We start from the raw sequence: 22,568 nt of genomic DNA on the forward strand, positions 1-22,568 counted from the left end.
ATTTATCGGAAACGCATAGGAGCAACCATGGCATCGCAGACCCTGCAGTCAGTGCCCGCCGAGCCATCTCCGGCCCGGCACGAAACCCGGCATGAACAGAGCCTCGAGGACGTGGCCCGGCGGGACGCCGAGGGCCAGGCCTACTTCGACAAGGTCATGGCGGAGGATTCGCGGATCGAGCCGCGCGACTGGATGCCCGCGGCCTACCGCAAGACCCTGCTGCGCCAGATCTCGCAGCACGCGCACTCGGAGATCATCGGCATGCAGCCGGAGGCCAACTGGATCTCCCGCGCCCCGAGCCTGAAGCGCAAGGCCATCCTCATGGCCAAGGTCCAGGACGAGGCCGGCCACGGCCTCTATCTCTACTCCGCCGCCGAAACCCTCGGCCAGCCGCGGGACCAGATGATGCAGGACCTGATCGACGGCAAGGCCAAGTACTCCTCCATCTTCAACTACCCGGCCCGGACGTGGGCGGACATGGGCGCGATCGGCTGGATGGTCGACGGCGCCGCGATCGCCAACCAGGTGCCGCTGTGCCGTGCCTCCTTCGGTCCCTACGGGCGGGCCATGGTCCGTGTGTGCAAGGAAGAATCCTTCCACCAGCGCCAAGGCTTCGAGATCCTGCTGGAACTTTCCCACGGCACGCCTGAGCAGAAGCAGATGGCCCAGGAGGCCGTGAACCGCTGGTACGCCCCGGCGCTGATGATGTTCGGCCCGCCGGATGATGATTCACCCAACTCCAAGCAGTCGATGGCCTGGAACATCAAGCGTTTCAGCAACGACGAACTCCGGAACCGCTTCGTCGGCATGATGGTGGAGCAGGTCAGGGTCCTCGGGCTGACGCTGCCGGACAAGGACATCCGCTTCAACGAGGAAACGAAGAAATGGGAACACGGCCCGCTGGACTGGGATGAATTCCACGAAGTCCTCGCCGGCCGTGGACCCTGCAACGCCCAGCGCCTGGAACGGCGCCGCGAAGCACACCAGACCGGCGCCTGGGTGCGCGAAGCCGCAGCGGCCTACGCGGACAAGCAGGCAAAGAAGCAAGCAGAGAAGGTATCCGCATGATCCCCAACGACTCCCCAACCTCGCAAGCTCGGCCGGGGACCCCGGTCGCCGGGGCCCCAACTCCCGAACCCCACGCAGACAACGTCTGGCCGATCTGGGAAGTCTTCGTCCGCTCCAGCCGCGGCCTGTCGCACGTCCACGCCGGATCCCTCCACGCCCCTGACGCGGCGATGGCCCTGCGCAACGCCCGCGACCTCTACACCCGCCGCAACGAGGGCGTGTCCATCTGGGTTGTCCCGGCAGACGCGATCGCCTCGAGTGATCCGGACTCGAAGGGCGCGTTCTTTGAGTCACCCCAGGGCAAGGACTACCGCCACGCGACGTACTACACCAAGAGCGAGGGCGTGAAGCACCTGTGAGCACCCCCGAAGCAGCCACCCAGACAAACGACGCGCACGACGGCGGCCACGGGGACATCTCCGTCGGCGTCAAGGGAGCCAGCGGCGGCGAGGCCACGGCCAGCGCCACCCGCATCACGCCGGGCAACGCGCTGCGCCCGGAAGACATCGCCCTGGCCGTCAGCCGCGGCACCGCCAAGCCGAGCGGGGACGTCGCCGAGCTCGCCCTGCGCCTGGGCGACGACGCCCTGATCCTCGCCCAGCGCCTCGGCCACTGGATCTCCCGCGCACCCGAGCTTGAAGAAGACATCGCGCTGGGCAACATCGCGCTGGACCAGTTGGGCCACGCCCGGTCCTTCCTCAGCTACGCCGGCGGACTGGACGGCCGGAGCGAGGACGATCTCGCCTACTTCCGCCGCGAGCCGGAGTTCCGCTCGGTCCAGATCTTCGAACAGCCCAACGGCGACTTCGCACACACGATCGCTCGGCAGTTCGTCGTGAGCTACTACCAGTTCGAGCTCTACCGCCGGCTGGCCCAGTCCACGGACGCCACCCTGGCCGGGATCGCCGCCAAGGCCGTCAAGGAAGTGGACTACCACCGCGACCACAGTGCGCAGTGGGTCCTGCGCCTTGCCCTCGGCACGGACGAGTCCCGCCAGCGCATGATTCACGCGTTCATGACCATCTGGCCGTACGTGGACGAGCTCTTCCGCGATGACGAGCTCACCGGCCGCCTCAGCGCCTCCGGTGCCGGCGTCGAGCCTTCCAGCCTGCGGGCGGACTTTGACCGCCTGACCGGCGAGGTCCTCGCCGAAGCGGAACTTGAGGTCCCGCAGGTGCGGCCGGCCCCCGGGGGCGGCCGCCGCGGCCTGCACTCGGAGCACCTCGGCTACATCCTTGCGGAAATGCAGGTGCTCGCCCGCGAGTACCCCGGAGCGAGCTGGTAAGGAACATGGACATGTACGTCAGCCACCCGACGGCCGGCACCGGCACTTTGGCGGATCACCCCACTGCCGAGGAGAAGGCACGGGCCATCGCCGCAACCGTCTGTGATCCCGAGATCCCGGTCCTCACTATTGAGGACCTGGGCATCCTGCGCAGCGTCCGGCTGTACGACGACGGCGGCATGGTCCCCGCCGTGCAGGTCACCATCACGCCCACGTACTCCGGCTGCCCGGCGATGGACGCGATCCGGGATGACCTCACGGCGGCCTTCCGGCGGGAAGGCTACCCGAGCGTCAATGTGGAGCTCGTACTCTCCCCGGCGTGGACGACCGACTGGATGAGCGACTCCGGCAAGGCCAAGCTGGAGGAGTACGGCATCGCGCCGCCGTCCGGCCACTCGGCCGCCATGCGGCATTCCGGGCCGGTCCGCCTGTCCCTGGCCGTCAAATGCCCGCAGTGTTCCTCGCTGAACACCAAGGAACTCACCCGCTTCGGTTCCACCTCCTGCAAGGCCCTCTACGTGTGCCAGGACTGCAAGGAACCGTTCGACTACTTCAAAGTTTTGTAAGGAACAGGTGCCCCCATGACTGTTGTCCGCCAGACCGCCGCCGAGTCGGCCGCAGCCACCGGTCGCCGTCGCGCGTCCTTCCACTCGCTGACCGTGGACGAAGTCCGCCGGCTCACCGACGACGCCATCGAGGTCACGTTCGGGGTACCGGCCGCACTCGCAGGACAGTTCGACTACCTCCCGGGCCAGTACGTTGCCCTGCGGACCACGCTGCCGGATGAAGACGGCGAGCCGCACGAGATCCGCCGCAGCTACTCCATCTGCGCCGAACCCCGGAGCTTTGCGGACGGCAGCAGCGAAATCAGAGTCGCCATCAAGAAGGACCTCGGCGGGCTGTTCTCCACCTGGGCCAACGCCGAACTCAAGGCCGGGGACGCCCTGGACGTCATGAGCCCCATGGGCGCGTTCGTCTCCAAGCACGGCCGCGACGGCAAGGCGATCGAACAAAACGTGATGACCTCGATGAATGATCCGAAGGACCTCGCCGGGGAGCCGGGATCGTTCGTCGCCATCGCCGCCGGTTCCGGCATCACCCCCGTCATCGCCATCGCCAGGACACTGCTGGCGGCGCACCCGGACACGCGCTTTGACCTGATCTACGCCAACAAGGCGGCGATGGACGTCATGTTCCTTGAAGAACTGGCCGACCTCAAGGACAAGTACCCGGCCCGGCTGGCGCTGCACCACGTACTGTCCCGCGAACAGCGCATCGCGCCCCTGCTGAGCGGCCGGATCGACGCCGAGAAGCTCCAGGCGCTCCTTGGCACGGCCATCCACGCAGACGACATCGACGAGTGGTTCCTGTGCGGGCCCTTCGAGCTCGTGCAGCTGTGCCGCGACACCCTTGCCGCCCGCGGCGTGAAGCCCGAGCACATCCGCTTTGAGCTGTTCACCTCCGGCAAGCCCGACCGGCCCGAGGGCAATATCGGCCGCCCTGTCATTGCCGACGAGTCCAAGGACACGTACAAGATCACGTTCAAGCTGGACGGGCTGCAGGGCGAGGTTGCCAGCCCCACCCATGCCCGCGAATCCATCCTCAACGCGGCCTTGCGGGTCCGCCCGGACGTTCCCTTCGCGTGCGCCGGCGGCGTCTGCGGCACGTGCCGCGCCAAGGTGGTCACCGGTGCGGTCACGATGGACGAGAACTATGCGCTGGAGCAGGATGAACTGGACAAGGGCTATGTCCTGACCTGCCAGTCGCACCCCACCACCCCGGAAGTCACCGTCGACTTCGACGTCTAGGCCTTTTCCCATCCAAGGAGCTCCATGATTTCCCTCTCCATCGCCGGCGGCATCGCCGAGGTCGTCCTCAATGCGCCCCACAAACTGAATTCGCTCGACGAGCAGGCGCTGGCGGATTTGGCACAGGCGTACGACGACGCCGCTGCCGCCGCCGCACGCGGGGAGGTGCGGGCGCTGCTGCTCCGCGGCGAGGGGCGCGCCTTCTGCGCGGGCCGCGACATCGCGGGGGTTACGCCGGAAAGCGACGACGCGCAGGCCTACCTCGGCGGACTCGTCCAGCCCCTGCTGAAGAAGATGAGCGCCTTCCCCGCACCGACCTTCGCGGCGGCCCAGGGCGCCTGCCTCGGAGTGGGCTTAGGACTGCTGCTCGCCACGGACGTGGTGTACGTCGCGGAGAACGCGAAGTTCGGCTCGCCCTTCGCCAAGCTCGGCGCCACCCTCGATTCCGGCGGTCACTGGTACTTCACCGAGCGCCTCGGCATGCACCGGACCCTGGACCTGATCTACACGGCCGAGCTCATGAGCGGCGCGGAGGCCGTGGCGCAGGGAATGTTCAGCAGGGCCATGCCGTCGGCTGAACTGCTGGATGCCACTCGGGCCATCGTCGCCACCGTGGCGACCGGCGCCACGGGCGCGTTCAGCGCCAGCAAGGAACTCGTGGCCCATATCCGGGACCAGCGGCTGGGCCTCTGGGAAGCCATGGAGGAAGAGAACGCCGAGCAGGCGCGGCTGTGCAAGAGCGAGGACTATGCCGAGGGTTTCCGCGCGTTCCAGGAAAAGCGCAGTCCGGTCTTCAAGGGCTAGGAAAGTCCGCGGGGGCCGGTCCGGATACTTGTCTTTCGGTCTGGGCATTCTCATTTTGAATGCCCACTTGTAAGGTTCGGTTATGACTCTGGGGAACTCTATACGAAAAGCCGTCATTCCTGCCGCCGGATTGGGCACGCGCTTCCTGCCCGCCACAAAGGCGATGCCCAAGGAAATGCTGCCGGTCGTCGATCAGCCCGCCATCCAGTACGTGGTGCAGGAAGCGGTCAATGCCGGCCTCACTGATCTCCTCATGATCACAGGACGCAACAAGCGTTCCCTGGAGGACCATTTCGACCGTGAACCGACCCTGGAGCGCACGCTGGAGTTGAAGGGCGATACGGCCCGCCTGAACGCCGTGCAGGAGGCCTCCGGACTCGGGCCCCTCCACTACGTGCGGCAGGGCGAGGCGAAAGGCCTGGGACATGCGGTCTTGTGCGCGCGCCAGCATGTGGGCGACGAGCCCTTCGCCGTGTTGCTGGGCGACGACCTGATCGACGAGCGGGACGAGTTGCTCACCCTCATGATGGATGTCCAGGCGCGGACCGGCGGCTCGGTGGTCGCCTTGATCGAGGTGGATCCCTGCCAGATAAGTGCTTATGGCTGTGCAGACATCACGGCCGTGGCGGGCGAGAACTACGTCCGGGTCAACCGTCTGGTGGAGAAGCCGTCCGTAGCGGAGGCCCCGTCGAACCTGGCGGTGATCGGCCGGTACGTGCTCCACCCCGCAGTCTTTGACGTCCTGGAGCGGACGGAGCCCGGCCGCGGCGGCGAAATCCAGCTGACGGACGCGCTCCAGACTCTGGCGGTCGCTGATGGCGATGGGCCCGGGGTCTTCGGGGTTGTCTTCAAGGGCCGCCGCTATGACACCGGGGACAAACTCAGCTACCTGAAGGCCGTCATAACGCTCGCCTCCGAACGGGCTGAGTTCGGCGAGGAGCTCAGGATCTGGATGAAGGATTTCCTCGACTAGCAGGTCACTTTTTCGGGCAGGCTCAGCGCTGAGGGTGCTGGGCCTGTTTTCGTTGGCGGAGACGGAATGCTGCCGCCACCGCCACGGCTCCTATGACAGCTCCCGTTGAGTTAGTGACAACATCAACGAGGGTCGAAAAACGGTTGTGAAGAAACAGCAGCTGCCCCAGCTCCATGCAGCCGGAGACAGCTGTTCCGAGTGCGGCGTTCTGCCACCACTGTTTTTTCGGGAATGCCAATGAGGCTGCGATGCCGAAGGGGATGAAGAGCGCGACATTCGCGGACTTTTCGACGAACGGGTAATCAATCCAGCCTGGGATGCCGAGGGCGTGGAGGAAGGCCAATATTTCTGCAAGTCCGCCTTGGATGGGCTGATCCACCGGAGTGGGCCAGAAACCAATGAGCGCCAGGAAGGCGAAGGACCCGGCCAGGACTCCACGCCAAAACCTGGGTTTGTCCAAAAGCGTCACGTGGGCCTCTTGCCAAGATATTCGTGTGTTGTTGTCGGGAAATGCAAAAAATGGGTGGTTCTCCGGTTTCCCGGAGAACCACCCACCTTCTTTGGCGCTTGTTGCTTCAGCGCTTACGCAGCGACTTCAGCCTTGGCGCGGCGGCGAACCACAACTACCGACGTAACGCCGGCAGCCAGTGCGCCTGCGCCCACGAGGGACCAGAGAACCAGGCTGGCGTCCGCACCGGTGTTGGCGAGGGCAGTGCCGCCGCCGGTGTTGGCCAGACCCGTGCCCGTGCCGACTGCGGCACCGGCCACGGTAATGCTTGCGGTCGCGGTGTGGCCCGAGGTCTGGCCGGTTGCGGTCAGCGAGTACGTTCCGGCGTCGCTGATGTTCATCGGAAACGCGAAGTTTCCGTTGGCGTCGGCCGTGGTGCTGAACGTCTGCGGTGCCATCGGCAGGTTGATCTTGACCGGAGCGGCCATGCTGGCACCACCACCGGAGAAGCCGCCACCGATTGCCTGCGGAGCGCGGGTCAGCGTGACCGTGATGCTGATAGTTTCACCGGCCAGGAAGCCCGTGCCGGAGAACGTGAAGGTCGCGCCGGGTGCAACGGTTCCGTCAGAAACCGTGCCCTGCGACGGAGCGGCCGGGTAAGGAGTTTGTGCCATTGCCGGTACTGCGCCGGCGAGTGCGATGGATCCTGCAAGTGCTATTACTGCAAGTGACTTCTTCAAGTGTCCCCCTGAGACCGTAAATTCGAATTTTCACGTGATGTGGAGATTTCCGAGTCCCCCCGAGTGGCCTCAAGGCTGAAATCTCATTTGGTAAGCCCAAGCAGACGATAGCACCCTTAACGGGTGTTACCAAAGTGAGTGGAGTCGCCTTTACCTATTGTTAACATTGCGGCTATTTCGAAGGGCCGCAGTCGGCCGGTTTGAGGGCCAAGACCACGTCTTTAACGTCTTGGACTGTGGGCGTGACAACCACGTTAGGTTCCGTGTGCTGGACAATCTTCCCGAATGTCAGCTCCACTGTGCTGCTTTGGCCCGGCGCCAGGGTGAGTGTGACAGATCCCACCGGCCTGTTGGCATGTTGGTTAGCCGCAAAGCTCACCTTCTTGCCATCGATCATGGCCGTCATCACGTTGGCTTGCACGGGGCCGTAGGCAATGACGTTCGTCTGGACTGTTCCCGCCGGAACACCAAAGGCTCCGCCAGCAGTGACATACGCGGGAAGTGACGTCGCGGCATCCGCGGGGGCCGTATTGGTGCTGGTGATGCCGACTTTGACCTGGCCGTATTCGTCGCCCGTGCACTCTTGGATGAGCTGCACAGTGTTCTTGACGTAGTAGTCCATTTTTGCGCCGGTGCCATCATTGAAGTAGACGCCGAACTGTGCCGGCGAGACGCTGGGGCCCGCGATGGACCCGCTCACAGGATATTTCGCAATAGCCGACTCTTCGTCGCCCGTGCCGGACCACACGAGCACGCGGCCTTCTGCCGTTCCGCGTGAGAGGCCTTCGATGAGGCCCTTGGCTTCACCTTTTCCGTTTGAAAGCGCGGCGAAGATTTCCTTCGCCACCCCGGCGAAGTACACGTCCTGAAGTTGGGGCCGTGCGATCTTGGCGTAAACGTCAGAAAGCAGCGTCGGCACAACATTCTTGCCAGTCAATTCGGCCGGCAGTCCGGTCTTGGTCAACGCAAGCAATTCTGGGCTGGTGATCTTTACCGGCCCGGTCGCGTCGAGGACATAACCCAGCGCCACGGGATCCAACGAAATCACCCCGTCCACGTGCTGCCCGGTCTTCTTTTCCCACATGGCCTGCGCCGTGCTGGCCGCCGTGGGGAAGTCCGGGGTCAGGTTGACGTCCTGCATGTACATGCCCAGGCGTGCGGAGTAGATCTGCTGCTGTTCCGGATCGACCGGCAATGGCGGGGACATGGTCCCGACTTCGCCTGCACTGCTTTGTGCGCCCAAGGTCAGCTTGCCCTTGTCCAGCGTGAGCACGGCCAGTGCTCCGGGAATGCCGCCGGTGGCCCGGGATTCAGCGTTGTTCTGAATCATGAGCAGGTAGTTCCGTTGGCCGTCGGCTCCCAACATGGCGGGCGCGATATTTGCGAGGCTCGCCGAGGCATCCAGGGCTCCGGTCACGCTCTGCAGCTGCTCCCGCGCGCGCGTCAGAGGTTCAGCTACCTGAGGCCACAAACTGCCCGCGTCGATGTTGCCCAGCCGTTCGGCAGAGGCCCGGACGGCATGGGCCGCGGCTGAAACACTGGGCGAGGCGTTGCGGATGGGCCCCAGGTCAGTTCCTCCGCTGCTTGGCAGCAGGCTGTCCCAGTTGAGGGATTCAAAGACTCTTACCAGCGGGGCAACACCCAGCGTGGAGACGTCGTCGGCTGAACGCGCAACTTCGGCGACGGCGCTGAAGTTCGCACCGAGCCCGGGGGCGGCCGAGGCCAGGGTCCACAGCGGATCCCCTGCAGCCGCGCGGGCCGCGGCTGTGTGGGAACGCAGCTTATCGACGGTGGCGCTGGCCTCGCGCTGCTTGTTGCCAGCGATGTTCTCCTTGAGCACGGGGATGAGCTGGTTCGAGGCTTCAAGTTCGTTCTTGATAATGCTCGCCCTGGATCCGAGCCACGCCGCGGCCGCAACGGCCAGGATCAGGATGGCGGCGAGCGAGGCCAGGCCGACGATGAGACGGCGGCGGCGGATACGGCGGGGGGTGGTGCGCTTGCGGTCCCGTGGTGTGCGGCCCGAGTCGGCGGTTTCCGGGATCTTCTGGGTGTCTGTCATGGCCTAGGGACGTCCAAGTCCGCGGTAGGTCCATCCGGCTGCGCGCCATTTTGCGGCGTCAAGGACGTTGCGCCCGTCGAGGATCCGGGGAGAGCCCACCGTCCCGGCAAGCTCGTAGGGGTCGAGGTCGCGGTACTGCGACCATTCGGTGAGGAGCAGCAAAGCATCTGCTTGCTGTATCGCCTCCTCGGTATCGAATTCATAATGCAACTCCGGGAATCTCCTGGCGGCGTTTGGTAGCGCCTTGGGGTCGGTGACGGTCACGATTGCGCCCTGCCTGTGGAGCTGGGCTGCGATGCTGAGCGCGGGGGAATCGCGAACGTCGTCGCTTTCGGGTTTGAACGCGGCACCCAGCACAGCGACGCGCTTGTCGAGCAGCGTTCCGCCGCACAGTTCGCGGGTCAGTTCCACGACGAGCGTCCGGCGCCGCACGTTGATCGCGTCCACGTGATGCAGGAAGGTCAGTGCTTGGTCCGCGCCCAGCTCGCCGGCACGGGCCATGAACGCCCGAATGTCCTTGGGCAGGCATCCTCCGCCAAACCCGATTCCTGCGTTGAGGAATTTCCGGCCGATGCGGTCATCCAGGCCGATGGCATCCGCCAGTTGTATGACGTCCGCGCCGGCCGCTTCGCAGACGTCAGCCATGGCGTTGATAAATGAGATCTTGGTGGCGAGAAACGAATTCGCGGCTGCCTTGACCAGTTCGGCGGTTGCCGGGTCCGTCACCAGCCGGGGCGTGCCGGCGGCCAGCGGCACGGCGTAGACCTCGTCCAGGGCTGCCACAGCCGGATGGTCCTCGGACCCTCCTTCGACGCCGTACACGAAGCGGTCAGGCTGCAGGGTGTCGGAGACTGCGTGCCCTTCGCGCAGGAACTCGGGGTTCCACAGGAGATGCGCGTCCGGTTCCATGTCATGGAACAATCCCGCGAGCCGGGCGGCAGTGCCCACGGGCACAGTGGACTTCCCGACGACGACGTTCCCCGGGCGGAGGAAGGGCGCGAGGGACAGAGCCGCGGCGTCAACGTATCTCATGTCGGCGGCGTTTCCGCCTTTTAGCTGCGGGGTGCCCACACAGATGAAGTGGACGTCCCTTCCCGCGGCGGCGGCCATGTCCGTAGTGAACGCCAGCCGGCCGGTTGCGTGGACGTCGCGCAGCAGGTCGGCCAGTCCGGGCTCGTAGAACGGTGCCTCGGCCCCCGACAGCGCGGCAATTTTCCGCTCATCGACGTCGATGCCGACGACTTCGTGGCCAAGCTTTGCCATGCACGCCGCGTGGACGACGCCCAGATATCCGCAACCGATAACTGATAACCGCATCGTTATTACTTCCTTAACGGGTAGTTCTGGGACGCTGACAGTTTTTGTTTAGTAGGCACCGGTGCTGCGAAAGACGGCCCGGACGGTCCGGAGAATGATTAGTAGGTCGCCAGTCAGTGACCAGTTTTCCACGTAATAGAGATCGAGCCTGACCGAGTCCTGCCAGGACAGGTTGGAGCGTCCGCTCACCTGCCAAAGGCCTGTAAGTCCGGGTTTGACCATGAGCCGTCGCCGGACGTCTTGTTCGTATGCTTTGACCTCGCCCGGCAGAGGAGGCCGGGGACCGACGAGACTCATGGCCCCGGAAAATATGTTGAATAGCTGCGGGATCTCGTCAAGGCTGTATCTTCTTAGGAACCTCCCGACGCGGGTGATTCGCGGGTCGTTTTTGATCTTGAAGAGTACTCCGCTGCCTTCGTTGAGATCCCCGAGTTCCGCCAGACGATCTTGTGCATCGACGACCATGGAGCGGAATTTGAGCATCCCGAAGCTGGCCCCTTCGAAACCTACACGCTCCTGTCGGAAAAGGACCGGTCCACTACTGTCGAGTTTGACAATAATCGCCACGAGTGCCATAAGCGGGGCCGCAGCGACGAGGAGGAGGATGGAAAAGACCATGTCAAAAAGTCGCTTGGCCACTCGTTGTCCGCCCTCCAAAGTAGGAGTCGTGACGTGAATAAGTGGAAGCCCGGCGACTTGTTGAGTGTGGATTCGAGGGCCCGCGATGTCTGTAAGCGCAGGAGCCATAATCAGACCTACATTCCTCGATGCCAGTGCCCAGCCCAAATGCCTAAGCGTCTGCGGGTGTAACTGGACGCCCGCGGAGACCGCCACGGCATCGGCGTTGGAGAGATCGATGGCACTAAGGATTGCGTTTATCTCCGGGTCGGTTCCCAAGACCGGGAGCGCTGAAACATTCTCGGCCACTGACTTTTCGGATGCTCCCGGCATATAGGCGGCGATGGGAAGGTAACCTGCATGCTTTGCCACCGCCAGCGTACTGGCCAGGTGCGCGACGGCACTTGGTCCTCCAAGCAAGATTAGGCGCGACATGCTGTCGCCGGCCTGCCTGGCTACGTTCAGGTGCTGGCGCAGGAGCCAGCGGGCGAGGACAAGCCCAAATAAGCCCGCAGGCAGCGCAATTCCCACGAATCCTCGGGCCGTATCTACTCTAAGGACATAAGAGACGATGGCTACGAGGCCGAACAACCACAGCGACGCGGCTGCCACGCGCTTGTACTCATCAACGCCAGCTCCTAGAATTCGGCTCTGCCGAGAGTTCCACGCACCCAGCATGAACCACCAGACGGGTATCAGGACTGCCGAAAGCCACCCATAGGTGAACTCTTGCCCTTGAACGGCATAATGAGGTTCCAGACCGAACCTCATTATGTACGCGCCTGAGATAGCCCAAACGACCACGAACGCATCAACAACACGCAGTTTGCGTGAAATTCGTACTCGCCAGTCTGGCATCGTCCCCATGGCATCCCCATCGTGTAGTTACTTTTCAATTCGACGGGTGTAGCCCGTGGTCAGATTACCGCTCAGACCTGCTTCAACCGCAACGTTCACTGCGAAGAAGCGCCGATCGTGTCTTTAAAGAAGTGGTCACGCGCAGGGGAATTTAGGACCGATTCAGCTCGGCCGGAAGATTTTTTCTCAAGAATGACTGCGTGGGCGGTCTCCTCCAAAGCCGTGGCCATGTCGTCAGCGCTCTGGAGCAGCTTTAGGACGAGGATCGAGCCTTGAACCTGGCGCCACCGATGACAAAAGGGTTCCCCATTGCGAGCGACTTTACCAGCCTGTGGAGTGGTCGAGACGCAAGCGAATCCGACGCGGGCAAAGGATCACCTGGTACAACCTGGTTCATGCCACAATCAATGCCTCACGCCAGGGAGGGCGCGGTGTCTGATCTGCGAATCCTCACGACACATGCGATCAGGCCTTTGACACTGATCCTCTCTGTCCGATTTGCGAGGCATACCGTGCTCCGCTCCCGACGCCGACCGGCGGGAGCGACGTCAGTAGCGGGTGAATATGGTGGGCTTCGACCTTGGCGAAAGCGGTGTCCCGGGGACTCGCATATGTCGGCGAGCGTTCCGGTTGGCTGCCGCAGCAGGATCGCCGCCGCAGTCGTCCCCAAGACAGCCACTGCTGCTGCCCTAGATGATTAAGTCCTATTGGTTTTAGTGCTCGTAGGCGATGAGTGAGCGTTTGCGGGGTGCGTTGATGCGCCAGTTGTGCCAGATGCCGGCGGCAAGGGTGAGTAGTCCGGCGCCGACTCGGTCGTGGACACCTTCGAGGGTTCGTCCGCCGTGCTCTTCGAGGCCGAGCTGGCCCTTGCGGCTGTCAAAGACGGATTCGATCCATTGGCGGATGCCGCCGAGCCTGCCGAAGCGGGGTCTTTCGTCCTTGCGGTCCGGGCGGATCAGAGGGTTCCTAGAGCAAGGGAGGGTGAGGAACAGGCCTGCTGCGGGGGAAGGAATAGTTGGCGTCACGGTGCTCGGCCAATCATGCGGATCGAGTAACCTCAAACGTACTCCATGCCGCGAAGTCTTCTGCCGCCGCTCAGACTTGGTGTCAGCCGTGAAGTATCGAGAATCTAGGAGATGAGTGCGATTGGAACAACCACAGGGGACCGGAAGACGTCCATCAGTCTCGATCATCGGAACCCGGGGGTATCCGAGTTATTACGGTGGATTTGAAACGGCCGTGCGTAAGCTTGCGCCGTTCCTCGTGGAGGTCGGCTGGGATGTCACTGTTTACGGGCGGCCCGGGTCAACGAAAGCTGATGACAGCGCAAGAGATATGCGAGTGAAATCGGTCGTAACAGCGGGTCTCGAGAGTAAGTCGCTGAGCACACTGACTTACGGCTTAACTTCTGTGGTTCATGCGCTCGTTCGCAAGCCCGATGTTGCGCTCGTCATGAACGTCGCAAATGGGTTTTGGCTCCCGCTGCTGAGATTGAGGGGTATCCCCACGGTCGTAAATGTCGACGGAATCGAATGGGAGCGTGCCAAATGGGGCCGGGCTGCCAAGATGGTTTTCAAGCTCGGGGCTAAGTTTACGGCGGTCTTCGGGGACGTCCTTGTGAGCGACTCGCTCGAAATAAGACGCCGTTGGCAAAAGGAATTTTCCCGCAGTAGCGAGTTCATACCCTACGGTGGCGACCGACCACGGCCCCTACCGGTCCGCGAAGGACTGGAACACGGGAAATATATTCTAATGGTGGCTCGTTTCGTCCCTGAAAATACAATTAGTGAATTCTTCGATGCAGCCGCACAGCTTGCAGGTGAATATCCGATTGTGGTTGTAGGCTCAGCCGGATATGGCGGCGAACTAGACAATAGAGCGCAAGCCCTGGCCAAGGAATATCCCAACTTTGAATGGCTGGGCCATTTGAGTGACGATGAGCAGTTACTCTCCTTATGGCAGCATGCGGGCGTCTATTTTCACGGACACAGCGTCGGAGGGACAAATCCCGCCCTTGTGCAGGCCATGGCGTGTGGGGCGCCGGTTGTCGCTCGGCATACCGCCTACAATATGGAAGTACTCGGCTCAGATGAAAATATGGTCCCCCCTGAAGCCAATGACATTGCTGAGGCGCTCCGTGCGCTAATGATCGATGCACCCAAGCGACAGGATGCAGGGAGAAAAAATCAATCGCGTGCGGGAGAGAAGTATAACTGGGAAGACGTTTGTATAGCTTATGAGATTGCCATATCTTCATCGATTCTACCTTCAACTCGACGTTTGGATATCGATCTTTCAACCGCGGATAGGCAGACTGATGCGGCGTCAGCATAATTTTGAGTGCATTCGCATCCGTCCGGAACTTAGATCTAAGCAGGTACAGGAGGCGGCCGAAATGCGGCCGGCCTTAACGCTTTATCTGACCGAGAAATACGATCTCGGCTGCACGAGCGTTCCTGACAACTTTGTGAAAGTATCGTTTCGGAAATGCTTGCTCACAATTGCAATTTCTAATGCTACAGTGCTCGACGTCCCGGAACCACTTTGGATGCGATTCGCGTTGAAGAACATGCTGGTGATGATTATCTGGAAGTTCTTCGGATTCATCTTCCGCAAACATCGCAGAATTGTCACTTATGCAATTGAGAATAACACCATTGAAAATCTGCTATCTCCAAACCGCGAAATGCCACTAATCTGTGTTCGCTTATTCAGGTTCCTTTATGGTCTAATGCTTTATAAGCTGATTGACAAAATTGCGTTCGGAAGTTCCGCTGCACAGCGATCGTACGCGTCCATGGATTTCTTCACCAAAGTTGACAGTAGTCTCCTTGAAGAACTCCCCGCGGCATGTGCTGAATTGCCGCTTACATTGGATCGGCGAGATGTCAGAAAAGCCGCATTTGTTGGCACGCTGGATGACCGCAAGGGTGTCCTTGATCTGATGGCGGCGTGGAAGACGGTCGAGGTCACGGTTCCGGATGCCGTCCTTAAGATAGTCGGACACGGTCAATATGCAACTCTCGTTGCTGATTGGTGCCTTGAGAGCCCAGGAAGCCGGTCTTTCGTGGGGTTTGTAGAGAATTCCGAGGTTAGATCACATCTGACAGCGTGTAGTGTTCTGGTTGCTCCATCGAGGCGTGACGGGCGCTGGCGGGAACAGATAGGATTACCGATCAGTGAGGCGCTATCGGTAGGTCTTACCGTGGTCACGACCGATGAAACCGGGCTAGCGGAGTGGTTGGCTGATAACGGGCATCTTGTGATTACCGAAGGGAACGTGGACGCGGAATTGGCGAGCTCGATTGTGGAAGCGCTCAGACAACCGCTTCTGCGTTCTTCAGTGATTGGTTCGTTGCCCAAAATTGCGGGACGAATAGCCGCTGATCACTGGCTCCAGGCGGAGAACGGTAGTAAAAATTCTAGCTGCAAGGATTCACCGTAATGAATTTTTTCGATCTAGCCGTGATTGTAGTCCACCATAAGAGTCCTGAGAGCTTGGTTAGGACAATCACCTGCCTTCTGGACCAAGGCGTAGTTCCGTCACAAGTGGTGATCGTCGACAATAGCGGCGAAGGAGATGCCCACTCCACCCTAATAAATTCAGTACATCCGGATTTGAATATCATATATAGAAGTAATGACGGGTACGGAGCCGCTGTAAATTCGGGCGTGGAATGGCACTTGCAGAATACAAGCTCGACTTACACGCTTGTCTCAACTCATGAGTCGCTGCCGGAGGCCGGTGCGATCACGCTGCTAATCCGGACCATGGATACTGAGCCGAACGCCGCCGTTGCAGGACCGGCCCTAGTGACAGGCGAGAGATCTCAAACTGTCTGGTCCCTCGGAGGCTATCTCTCCAGCTTCCTGGGTATACCCCGGCATCAGGGACACGGCGTCGATCGCTCGGCGGTCGAGTTGACCGGGGTTCGGGCGGTCCAGTGGGTTGATGGTGCCTTTGTCTTGTTTCGCAGGGAGGTCTTGGAGCAATGTCCCATCGATGAGCGGTTCTTCTTATATATGGAAGAGGCCGATCATCACCTCGAGCTGGGTCGAAGGGGCTGGGCCGTCTTAGTAGTCGCGGATGCCGTCGTCTGGCAGTCTTCAGCGGGCACTCCGTCTTACTACCAAGCCAGAAACATCCAGTTGTTTCAGGCGAAGAACGGATCGCGCCTGCAACAACTCCTATCGACTCCGTTCATCGTCGGAAAGGCTCTGGCCCGAGAGACGATCAAGAAGCGAAGTTTGTTGGAAACCCGTGCCCTGCTAAAAGGATTGCGGGACGGGTCGCGGCATAAGCTGGGGGGTCCAGATTCAGCTTCTGGCTCCGGGAAAACTGTTTGTGTAGTGAATCCTTTGGGAGGTGCACTTGCCCACTACACAAATGCATTGTGTGAGCTGCTTGAGCAGGGAGGGTTGGAAGTTCAGCGATTTGATATTGGGGAACCATCCCTTTCCGGTAAAGGCCGTCTGAGTTGGACGATCAACTACCTACTCACTCTCCGGCAAGCGAGCGTCCCCGCCCCAGATGAGGGGAACCAGACTATAATTGTCACATGGCCTGTGTTCGGCTTTATCGACCTGCTTATTGTTAAATTGCTATCCAGTGAGAACGCCGCAATCGTTTACCACGATCCCAAACCTTTGGTGAGATCCGTAGGTAGTGGCAGAATGTCGTCCCAACTCATGCGGCTTATTCCGAATAGGCCGCGGATTATTGTCCATAGCCAACAGGCAAGAGTCTCTATGGAGTCCGTCGGACTAGGCCGTAACTTGGAGGTTGTCATGCATCCTATGTTTCGACCCGCAACACGACTTCCTCATCCTGCACGGGTCCCTGGTCCTAGGGTCATCCGCGTTCTCGGTCAATACAAACAAGACAGGGACGTTAACCTACTAATTTCTCTTGCAGCGGCTCTTGGATCTGGGTACGTTCTAGAGATTGTAGGAAGGGGATGGCCACAGGTGCCGGGTTGGGTTGTGGATGCACGTTTTGTATCCGAACAAGAACTTGCCGCCCTGGCCACGACGACAGATGTGATAGTGATTCCGTATAAGCGCTTCTATCAAAGCGGAATCGCTGTTCGTGCAGTGGAGGCCGGTACCCCGGTGGTAGGCCGTGCTGACACGAGTCTTGCCGATTTCTTCGGCAAATCATCACCTTTGCTTGTTGTGGACGAAGATGTCGAGAGTTCTGCTCAAATATTGCCTTGGGTCGAGTCCATCAAGTACGCAATTGAGCACGGCCGGGGTGACACACAGTTGGTGGGGGAAGAGATGTATGGCAGGACAGTTCGCGAGTGGAAACAATGGGTCCTCGCGAATCACAAGAGTAGCGTGAGGTATACAGGTTGAAGGAGAAGACTTACACATTGTTGGCATTGGGCCCTTCCGACGCATCGTCGGATGAAAAGTGGCTTCAAGGTCGTCTCGTCTCTCACGTGATACGCAACGAGTCGGCATCGGTGACTGGCAAACGCTTTGGGTCCAGGGCTCTCGGCATCGGCCTGGATTCATTGCTGCTCGCGATGAAGACGCTGCGTAGAGGAGATGGTGAACCTTACCTCGCGAACAATCCGTGGATTGGCGCAGCTCTCCGCGTGACCGGTCGTCGAAAATTCGTTGTCACGGGCGTGTATGCCGAGCCGAATAGCCGTAGTTGGAAGCTTCTTCGGTGTCTCGTTGGCGACGTTCCTGTCGTCACGCTTTCGAGATCCGAAGCGGTGCCATGGAACGAATCAGGGGGACATGCCCAAGCCGTTCTGTATGGAAACTCTTTCGGCTATCCGCGGAAGTCAATCCAGGGCAGTTCCTTGAGCATTTTTGTTGGCGGTACTTCAGATCGTGATTTGTCAATTGTGCGGAAGCTCGAGGAAGAGGTTCTCGAAAGTGAGGAGCCCGTGCTGCTCACACTGGCGACTGGTGAGCCGGCCGGTGAACGAGTTCGAGGATCTAATGCCGTGCGCCGCCCTGGCCCGCTCGACCAACGTGCATTCGGAGAGCTGATGAGCAGGGCATCGGTTCTGTTTCTCCCGCTCAAGGACGGGACGCGGGCGGCAGGACACATGGTTCTTGTGGGCGCCATGGAGATTGGTATTCCGACAGCAATTACGCCAAACCGCGGAATTAGCGAATATATTATCGGGCCAGGCATCAGCGAATGCGATACTTCTCTTCCGATTCTTCCGCAGCTTGCGGCAATTGCGGCGCTGGGTCGAGGAAATGATGATGCGATTCGGAAGTGCTGGAAAGAAATGTTCAGCTTGGAGGCCTATATCCTGCGAGTGGAGGATTCAATTATGCAGATGTGCCAGTCGCGCACTCTCTAGGTGAGCGTGCGCGGGCTGGAAATAGCGGCTTGTATCTCTTCAGTACCCCCTGTTGAGGTGGGTGGTCGTCGTTTACGGTGGCCTTGGGAGGGGGCGGGGTGGTTCCGGTTTTCGGCTGGGCGTCATGGCCCGTGAAAGAGATCGACGCCCCCGGCCTGTCTTCCAAGCAGACCCGATTGAGGGAATTGGTGGCCGGAGGAGAACGGTGCGCAGCACCGGTTTCGTCTCCGGGCTTGGCACCGGATGACTTACAAGCGCGGGAGCTGTATCCGACGCTTCCTCAGCAGTTGCGGGCGTGTGAGGGAGGTCGCCGCCGGCGCTCAGATTAACGCATGACGGTTCTCCCAAAGGTGGGATGCCCGGCCTGGTGACTCGGCTGGTGGACCGGCAACGACGGGTTGTCCCATGGCACGTATTCGATGCGGAAAGGGAGAACCATCATGCAGGATCAGGATAAGCCCGCAGGACTCGTGCGGGCAGTGGCCGGTATCGACGCGGCCATCACGGCCCGGCACCATATCGCCGTCCGGGAGTTTTTCGACAACGGAACGGAGCATCTGAGCCGTTTCACCGTTGACCCGACACTGGCCGGGATGGAGAGGCTCTCCCAGCGGTTGGCCGCCATTCATGCGCCCCTGACAGCGGTCGTGGAACCGACATCGATGACCTGGCTGGCGCTGGCACTGGCAGTCGAACGGGCCGGCGGGCAGATGGAAATGATCGGCGCCCGGCACTCTGCACGGCTGCGCGGAGCCATCATGGGCAAGAACAAGTCAGACGTCATCGACTCAGAAGTGCTCACCCACGCCGGGGAGATCTTCGACCCGCCACCGCTGGTCCTGGCATCTCCGGGACAGTTGGCGCTGCGACGTGCCGTGGTCCGCCGGGCCGGTGCCGTCATTGACGGCAACCGCTACTGGCGGCGGCTGCTGTCACTGGCACGGTGGGCCTTTCCCGATGTGTGGACCGCGTTCGCCGGATCCGAATCAACAGCCCTTGCCGTGCTGGGCCGATGGCCGGACCTCCGCTCCCTGGCATCGGCCCGCGCCGCCACACTGACAGCGGTGGTGGCAGCGCACACCCGGGATGTGGCCGACACGCCTGCCCGTGCCGCCGCGATCAAGGCCTCGGCCCGCGGATGGGCAGACTTCTGGGACGGACACCTGGACCTGGACGCGCTGGCCGTTGACGTCACCGAACACCTGACCGACCTGCGGGAGTCCCGGGCCAGGGTCGAGCGCTTCACATCCCATGCGCGCCAGTGGTGGGAGCAGCTCTACGGCGATGACCCGCTGATCCTCTCCCTGCCGGGTGTCGGCCCGGCAACAGGTCCGTGCATCCGCGCCTACTTCGGCGACGGATCCGGATTCGACAGCGCCAAGAAGGCCGCCAACTATGTCGGCATCACTCCCTCGAACTGGTCCTCCGGGATGATGAACCAGCCCCGCCGGGCCATAAGCAAGGAAGGACCGGCACCCCTGCGCCTGGCCTTCTACCAGGCCGGCAGCGTCGCCCGGACCATGGACCCGCAGCTGGCCGCGTTCTACCACCGGCTCATGACCGAACACGGCCATTGCCACACCCAGGCCACCATCGCCGTCGCCAGGAAACTGGCCGAAAGAACCTGGAAAACCCTCATCACCGGGCAGATGTATGAGCTGCGTGACCTCGAGGGGCAGCCGGTCACCAAACGGGCCGCGAAGGAACTCATCGCCTCCCGCTATACCGTCACTCCCAGACAGCGCACCCAGTCCCGATCCCACACCGTCGAAGCGAAACGGGCACGCCTGACACGGTAGCCAGCACCACCACCGATACCCTTCAGCAAGCGGCCTGAGGCCACAGGCGCTCTCCCGGCCACCACCAGCCCCGGGGGCGTCAACAGCCCTTGGCGTTCGTCTTTGCCGGATGGATAGCACCCACCGTCACCGGCAGAACACAGGTGACGGTGCACTCAACCCTGCCTGTCGTCCAGAGCCAAAAAAGGCTTGACAAGCGTTAGGGAATCTCTTCACGGTTCGTGGGGAAATGGATTCCCGGATGAGTGTCATGCCGCCGTCCGGACGGCACTTCTCATGAGAATAACCGATTTGTAATTGCCGCGGTTCCGGTAGCCGCGGGCGGTGCGTTTGATGTGTTTTGATGCCGGTGCTGTTGGCCTCGACCTTGCCGGTGGTGGCGCCGGTGATGATGAGGACTTCGATCTCGTTCCACCACCTGCAGACTGTGCGGTAGAGCTTGTTGGTCTCCGGCCGTCCTGCAGCATCCACGAGGACTTTGAGTTCGTCTTTGGCGTCGGCGGCGTCGGCGAGGGAGCTCGTGCGCAGCAGTATCCGCAATTGTTCCTTGACCTTCCATACGGCCTGCAGCTTGCCGGTCGGGTCGTCGGCGGCGAAGACCTCGGCCAGGCGGTGGGCTGCCTGGTCGGAGAGTGTGTCGCCGGCGCGCAGGAGCAGCATCCGGTGGGACCAGGCCTTGTCGACGCCGCGGCCGCGGCGTCCCTTGACCTGCTGTGAGAGGTTCTGCCGCGTCTCGGTCATGGCCTGGTTGCCGAGGGAGACCAGGTGGAAGTGGTCGACCGCGACGGCGGTGCGCGGGAGCCACATCCTCAGCGCTTTCCGGAACGCCGCCGACGGGTCGATCGCGACGACCCGCACGCCGAGGCGCCAGGCCAGGGGCCGGGCGAAGAGCCAGTCTCCGACGCCCCTGTGGTCCCGGCCGTCCACGATCCCCAGGACCTGACCGGTGTCCAGATCAACGATGGTGGTCATCCATGGCTCGTGCCGGATCCACGAACTGGACTCAGGGGCACGGAAGAACCGCACGGACCGGAACCGGTGCTCGTCGATGCCCAGCATCCGCGGACTGAGCTCATCCACCTCGGGCAGCGTGAGCAAACAAGCCTCGGTCAATGCGGCGCGGACCAACCACCAGGACACCGCGAACGCCGTGGCGGTCTCGGAGACGGCCCGGCCGGAATTGATGACCGCATCAACAACGTGATCCCGGAGCCGGGCCGTGGAACGGGCTCTTCGTGGTTCGTGGGGAATTGAGTTCGTGTCGTTGAAGACGAGGGGGCCCGTGGCCCTGCTGGGATGAGTGTGTCTAAGCATTCAACCGGGAACAGGACCACGAGCCTTGATCGAGCCTACCGGGGTCGCAGCCGACGCTGCCACCCTCCTTTTCAACCTGCCCGACTACCGTGTCATCTCTACCTCTGTCACTGCCGGCCGGCGGCAGGTCATTGTCGAGACTGACGAGCTCCCTGGCTGCCCGAGCTGCGGTGTCATCGCCTCCCGGCGGAAGGAACGCCGTTTCCAACGGCTCCGGGATATTCCTGTCGCCGGGCCGGTGGAAGTGCTGTGGTCCAAGTACCGCTGGTACTGCGAAGAGCCGGCTTGCGACCGGCTGTCGTTCTTTGAATCCACCCCACAGGTCCCACGCCGTGCCCGCTCCACCGGCCGGCTCCGGGACCAGCTCGTCGACGCCGTCATCCGCTCCGGCAGGGCGGTGTCAGAGACAGCTGCGGGGTTCGCGGTGTCCTGGTGGATGGTCCGTGCCGCTGTCACCGAAGCATGCCTGCTGAAGCTGCCCGACGTGGACAAACTCAGCCCGCGGATGCTCGGAATCGATGAACACCGGTTCCGGTCCGTGCGCTATTTCCAGGACGCGGGAACGAAGGCCTGGATCCGGTTCGAACCCTGGATGACCACCATCGTGGATCTGGACACCGGACAGGTCCTTGGCGTCGTCGACGGACGGGACCACAAAGGCGTCGGCGACTGGCTGTTCGCCCGGCCGCTGGAATGGCGGCTGGCCGTGCAGGTCGTCGCGATCGACCCCTCCGCGGCGTTCCGGAAGGCGCTGCGGATGTGGCTTCCCCGCACCGCAGTCGCCGTCGATCACTTCCACCTGATCTCGGGACTGCCCCGGCTTTTGTTGACTCGGGGTCTTAGGCCGCTGAGAGCGCGGTCCGGTTGATTGTTTCATATTCGATCGGGGTGAGTTTTCCCAACCGTCTTTGCCGTCGCCGGCGGTGGTATGTCCTTTCGATCCAGGTGGTGATCGCCAGGCGGAGCTCCTGGCGTGTGAGCCACCGCTGACGGTCCAGGACGTTTTTCTGCAGCAGCGAGAAGAACGATTCCATCGCGGCGTTGTCCGCGCACGCACCGACCCTGCCCATCGAGCCGGTGAGCCCGTGGTGCCTGAGCGATTCGACGAAGCGGCGGGACCGGAACTGGGACCCGCGATCCGAATG

20 protein-coding genes and 1 pseudogene are annotated in these 22,568 nt (G+C 61.8%); 13 read left to right on the forward strand and 8 right to left on the reverse strand.

Annotation, left to right across the window (positions count from 1 at the left end):
- Positions 1 to 27: 27 nt before the first annotated feature.
- The 7 genes from paaA (at position 28) to galU (ending at position 5,938) form a co-directional block, all read left to right on the forward strand.
- Positions 28 to 1,068: a 1,2-phenylacetyl-CoA epoxidase subunit PaaA gene (gene paaA / locus AC1DCZ_RS07015; protein WP_476973941.1), complete on the forward strand. Its 1,041-nt coding sequence runs from the start codon at positions 28 to 30 to the stop codon at positions 1,066 to 1,068.
- Positions 1,065 to 1,427, forward strand: coding sequence for a 1,2-phenylacetyl-CoA epoxidase subunit PaaB (gene paaB / locus AC1DCZ_RS07020; protein ID WP_476973942.1), 363 nt, complete (start codon positions 1,065 to 1,067; stop codon positions 1,425 to 1,427). The genes paaA and paaB overlap by 4 nt, the downstream gene beginning before the upstream one ends.
- Entirely contained in the window at positions 1,424 to 2,353 is a 930-nt protein-coding gene (gene paaC, locus AC1DCZ_RS07025; RefSeq protein ID WP_476973943.1) for a 1,2-phenylacetyl-CoA epoxidase subunit PaaC, read from the forward strand. The genes paaB and paaC overlap by 4 nt, the downstream gene beginning before the upstream one ends.
- Positions 2,354 to 2,364: 11 nt before the next feature.
- Complete coding sequence (gene paaD, locus AC1DCZ_RS07030; RefSeq protein WP_476893818.1) at positions 2,365 to 2,919, forward strand: 1,2-phenylacetyl-CoA epoxidase subunit PaaD; 555 nt, start codon at positions 2,365 to 2,367, stop codon at positions 2,917 to 2,919.
- Between the two features lie 15 nt (positions 2,920 to 2,934).
- Positions 2,935 to 4,161 carry a 1,2-phenylacetyl-CoA epoxidase subunit PaaE gene (paaE, locus tag AC1DCZ_RS07035; RefSeq protein ID WP_476973944.1) on the forward strand — a complete coding sequence of 409 codons (1,227 nt, stop codon included), beginning with the start codon at positions 2,935 to 2,937 and terminating at the stop codon, positions 4,159 to 4,161.
- A gap of 24 nt (positions 4,162 to 4,185) precedes the next feature.
- Entirely contained in the window at positions 4,186 to 4,965 is a 780-nt protein-coding gene (locus tag AC1DCZ_RS07040) for an enoyl-CoA hydratase/isomerase family protein (protein WP_476973945.1), read from the forward strand.
- An 82-nt stretch (positions 4,966 to 5,047) separates the two neighbouring features.
- Complete coding sequence (gene galU / locus AC1DCZ_RS07045) at positions 5,048 to 5,938, forward strand: UTP--glucose-1-phosphate uridylyltransferase GalU (protein WP_476973946.1); 891 nt, start codon at positions 5,048 to 5,050, stop codon at positions 5,936 to 5,938.
- Between the two features lie 22 nt (positions 5,939 to 5,960).
- On the opposite strand, the gene AC1DCZ_RS07050 is transcribed toward galU, so the two are convergent.
- The 6 genes and pseudogenes from AC1DCZ_RS07050 to AC1DCZ_RS07075 form a co-directional block, all read right to left on the reverse strand.
- A complete protein-coding gene (locus AC1DCZ_RS07050; protein WP_476893822.1) occupies positions 5,961 to 6,317 on the reverse strand; it encodes a VanZ family protein in 357 nt (118 codons plus the stop codon).
- Positions 6,318 to 6,520: 203 nt separating this feature from the next.
- The gene (locus tag AC1DCZ_RS07055; protein WP_476973947.1) at positions 6,521 to 7,126 is read right to left on the reverse strand and encodes an LPXTG cell wall anchor domain-containing protein; all 606 of its coding nucleotides are present in this window, start codon (positions 7,124 to 7,126) and stop codon (positions 6,521 to 6,523) included.
- A gap of 172 nt (positions 7,127 to 7,298) precedes the next feature.
- Entirely contained in the window at positions 7,299 to 9,185 is a 1,887-nt protein-coding gene (locus AC1DCZ_RS07060; RefSeq protein ID WP_476973948.1) for a DUF4012 domain-containing protein, read from the reverse strand.
- Positions 9,186 to 9,188: 3 nt separating this feature from the next.
- A complete protein-coding gene (locus AC1DCZ_RS07065; protein ID WP_476973949.1) occupies positions 9,189 to 10,502 on the reverse strand; it encodes a UDP-glucose dehydrogenase family protein in 1,314 nt (437 codons plus the stop codon).
- A 48-nt stretch (positions 10,503 to 10,550) separates the two neighbouring features.
- Entirely contained in the window at positions 10,551 to 11,987 is a 1,437-nt protein-coding gene (locus AC1DCZ_RS07070) for a sugar transferase (RefSeq protein WP_476973950.1), read from the reverse strand.
- A 704-nt stretch (positions 11,988 to 12,691) separates the two neighbouring features.
- Positions 12,692 to 12,937 (reverse strand): annotated as a pseudogene (locus AC1DCZ_RS07075) (IS982 family transposase); the annotation flags it as partial.
- 187 nt (positions 12,938 to 13,124) lie between these two features.
- Between AC1DCZ_RS07075 and AC1DCZ_RS07080 the strand changes: the two are divergent.
- The 5 genes from AC1DCZ_RS07080 to AC1DCZ_RS07100 all read left to right on the forward strand — a co-directional run bounded on the left by AC1DCZ_RS07080 (position 13,125) and on the right by AC1DCZ_RS07100 (position 20,109).
- Positions 13,125 to 14,312 carry a glycosyltransferase gene (locus AC1DCZ_RS07080; RefSeq protein WP_476973951.1) on the forward strand — a complete coding sequence of 396 codons (1,188 nt, stop codon included), beginning with the start codon at positions 13,125 to 13,127 and terminating at the stop codon, positions 14,310 to 14,312.
- A complete protein-coding gene (locus AC1DCZ_RS07085; protein ID WP_476973952.1) occupies positions 14,296 to 15,423 on the forward strand; it encodes a glycosyltransferase family 4 protein in 1,128 nt (375 codons plus the stop codon). The genes AC1DCZ_RS07080 and AC1DCZ_RS07085 overlap by 17 nt, the downstream gene beginning before the upstream one ends.
- Positions 15,423 to 17,336 carry a glycosyltransferase gene (locus AC1DCZ_RS07090; protein WP_476973953.1) on the forward strand — a complete coding sequence of 638 codons (1,914 nt, stop codon included), beginning with the start codon at positions 15,423 to 15,425 and terminating at the stop codon, positions 17,334 to 17,336. Before AC1DCZ_RS07085 ends, AC1DCZ_RS07090 begins: the two co-directional genes overlap by 1 nt.
- Positions 17,333 to 18,310, forward strand: a complete 978-nt coding sequence (locus AC1DCZ_RS07095) for a hypothetical protein (RefSeq protein ID WP_476973954.1) — start codon at positions 17,333 to 17,335, stop codon at positions 18,308 to 18,310. Before AC1DCZ_RS07090 ends, AC1DCZ_RS07095 begins: the two co-directional genes overlap by 4 nt.
- 440 nt (positions 18,311 to 18,750) lie before the next feature.
- Positions 18,751 to 20,109, forward strand: coding sequence for an IS110 family RNA-guided transposase (locus tag AC1DCZ_RS07100; RefSeq protein ID WP_476973955.1), 1,359 nt, complete (start codon positions 18,751 to 18,753; stop codon positions 20,107 to 20,109).
- A 126-nt stretch (positions 20,110 to 20,235) separates the two neighbouring features.
- On the opposite strand, the gene AC1DCZ_RS07105 is transcribed toward AC1DCZ_RS07100, so the two are convergent.
- Positions 20,236 to 21,423: an ISL3 family transposase gene (locus tag AC1DCZ_RS07105; RefSeq protein ID WP_476973956.1), complete on the reverse strand. Its 1,188-nt coding sequence runs from the start codon at positions 21,421 to 21,423 to the stop codon at positions 20,236 to 20,238.
- Between the two features lie 25 nt (positions 21,424 to 21,448).
- Here AC1DCZ_RS07105 and AC1DCZ_RS07110 point away from each other — a divergent pair, with 25 nt between their 5' ends.
- The gene (locus AC1DCZ_RS07110) at positions 21,449 to 22,291 is read left to right on the forward strand and encodes a transposase (protein WP_476973957.1); all 843 of its coding nucleotides are present in this window, start codon (positions 21,449 to 21,451) and stop codon (positions 22,289 to 22,291) included.
- Here the strand turns inward: AC1DCZ_RS07110 and AC1DCZ_RS07115 are convergent.
- Positions 22,263 to 22,568: integrase core domain-containing protein (locus AC1DCZ_RS07115; RefSeq protein WP_476973958.1), on the reverse strand; the 306-nt coding region annotated here is incomplete at its 5' end. The two genes, AC1DCZ_RS07110 and AC1DCZ_RS07115, sit on opposite strands and share 29 nt — an antisense overlap.

It is taken from the genome of Arthrobacter sp. 10N418, assembly GCF_056394725.1.

Excerpts from the sequence above, each read along its gene's own strand:
- AC1DCZ_RS07090 (WP_476973953.1), top strand. The coding sequence starts at position 15,423 with ATGAATTTTTTCGATCTAGCCGTGATTGTAGTCCACCATAAGAGTCCT.
- paaD (WP_476893818.1), top strand. The coding sequence starts at position 2,365 with ATGTACGTCAGCCACCCGACGGCCGGCACCGGCACTTTGGCGGATCAC.
- AC1DCZ_RS07060 (WP_476973948.1), bottom strand. The coding sequence starts at position 9,185 with ATGACAGACACCCAGAAGATCCCGGAAACCGCCGACTCGGGCCGCACA.
- AC1DCZ_RS07105 (WP_476973956.1), bottom strand. The coding sequence starts at position 21,423 with ATGCTTAGACACACTCATCCCAGCAGGGCCACGGGCCCCCTCGTCTTC.
- AC1DCZ_RS07065 (WP_476973949.1), bottom strand. The coding sequence starts at position 10,502 with ATGCGGTTATCAGTTATCGGTTGCGGATATCTGGGCGTCGTCCACGCG.
- AC1DCZ_RS07100 (WP_476973955.1), top strand. The coding sequence starts at position 18,751 with ATGCAGGATCAGGATAAGCCCGCAGGACTCGTGCGGGCAGTGGCCGGT.
- galU (WP_476973946.1), top strand. The coding sequence starts at position 5,048 with ATGACTCTGGGGAACTCTATACGAAAAGCCGTCATTCCTGCCGCCGGA.
- paaA (WP_476973941.1), top strand. The coding sequence starts at position 28 with ATGGCATCGCAGACCCTGCAGTCAGTGCCCGCCGAGCCATCTCCGGCC.
- paaE (WP_476973944.1), top strand. The coding sequence starts at position 2,935 with ATGACTGTTGTCCGCCAGACCGCCGCCGAGTCGGCCGCAGCCACCGGT.
- paaB (WP_476973942.1), top strand. The coding sequence starts at position 1,065 with ATGATCCCCAACGACTCCCCAACCTCGCAAGCTCGGCCGGGGACCCCG.
- AC1DCZ_RS07070 (WP_476973950.1), bottom strand. The coding sequence starts at position 11,987 with ATGGGGACGATGCCAGACTGGCGAGTACGAATTTCACGCAAACTGCGT.
- AC1DCZ_RS07085 (WP_476973952.1), top strand. The coding sequence starts at position 14,296 with ATGCGGCGTCAGCATAATTTTGAGTGCATTCGCATCCGTCCGGAACTT.
- AC1DCZ_RS07040 (WP_476973945.1), top strand. The coding sequence starts at position 4,186 with ATGATTTCCCTCTCCATCGCCGGCGGCATCGCCGAGGTCGTCCTCAAT.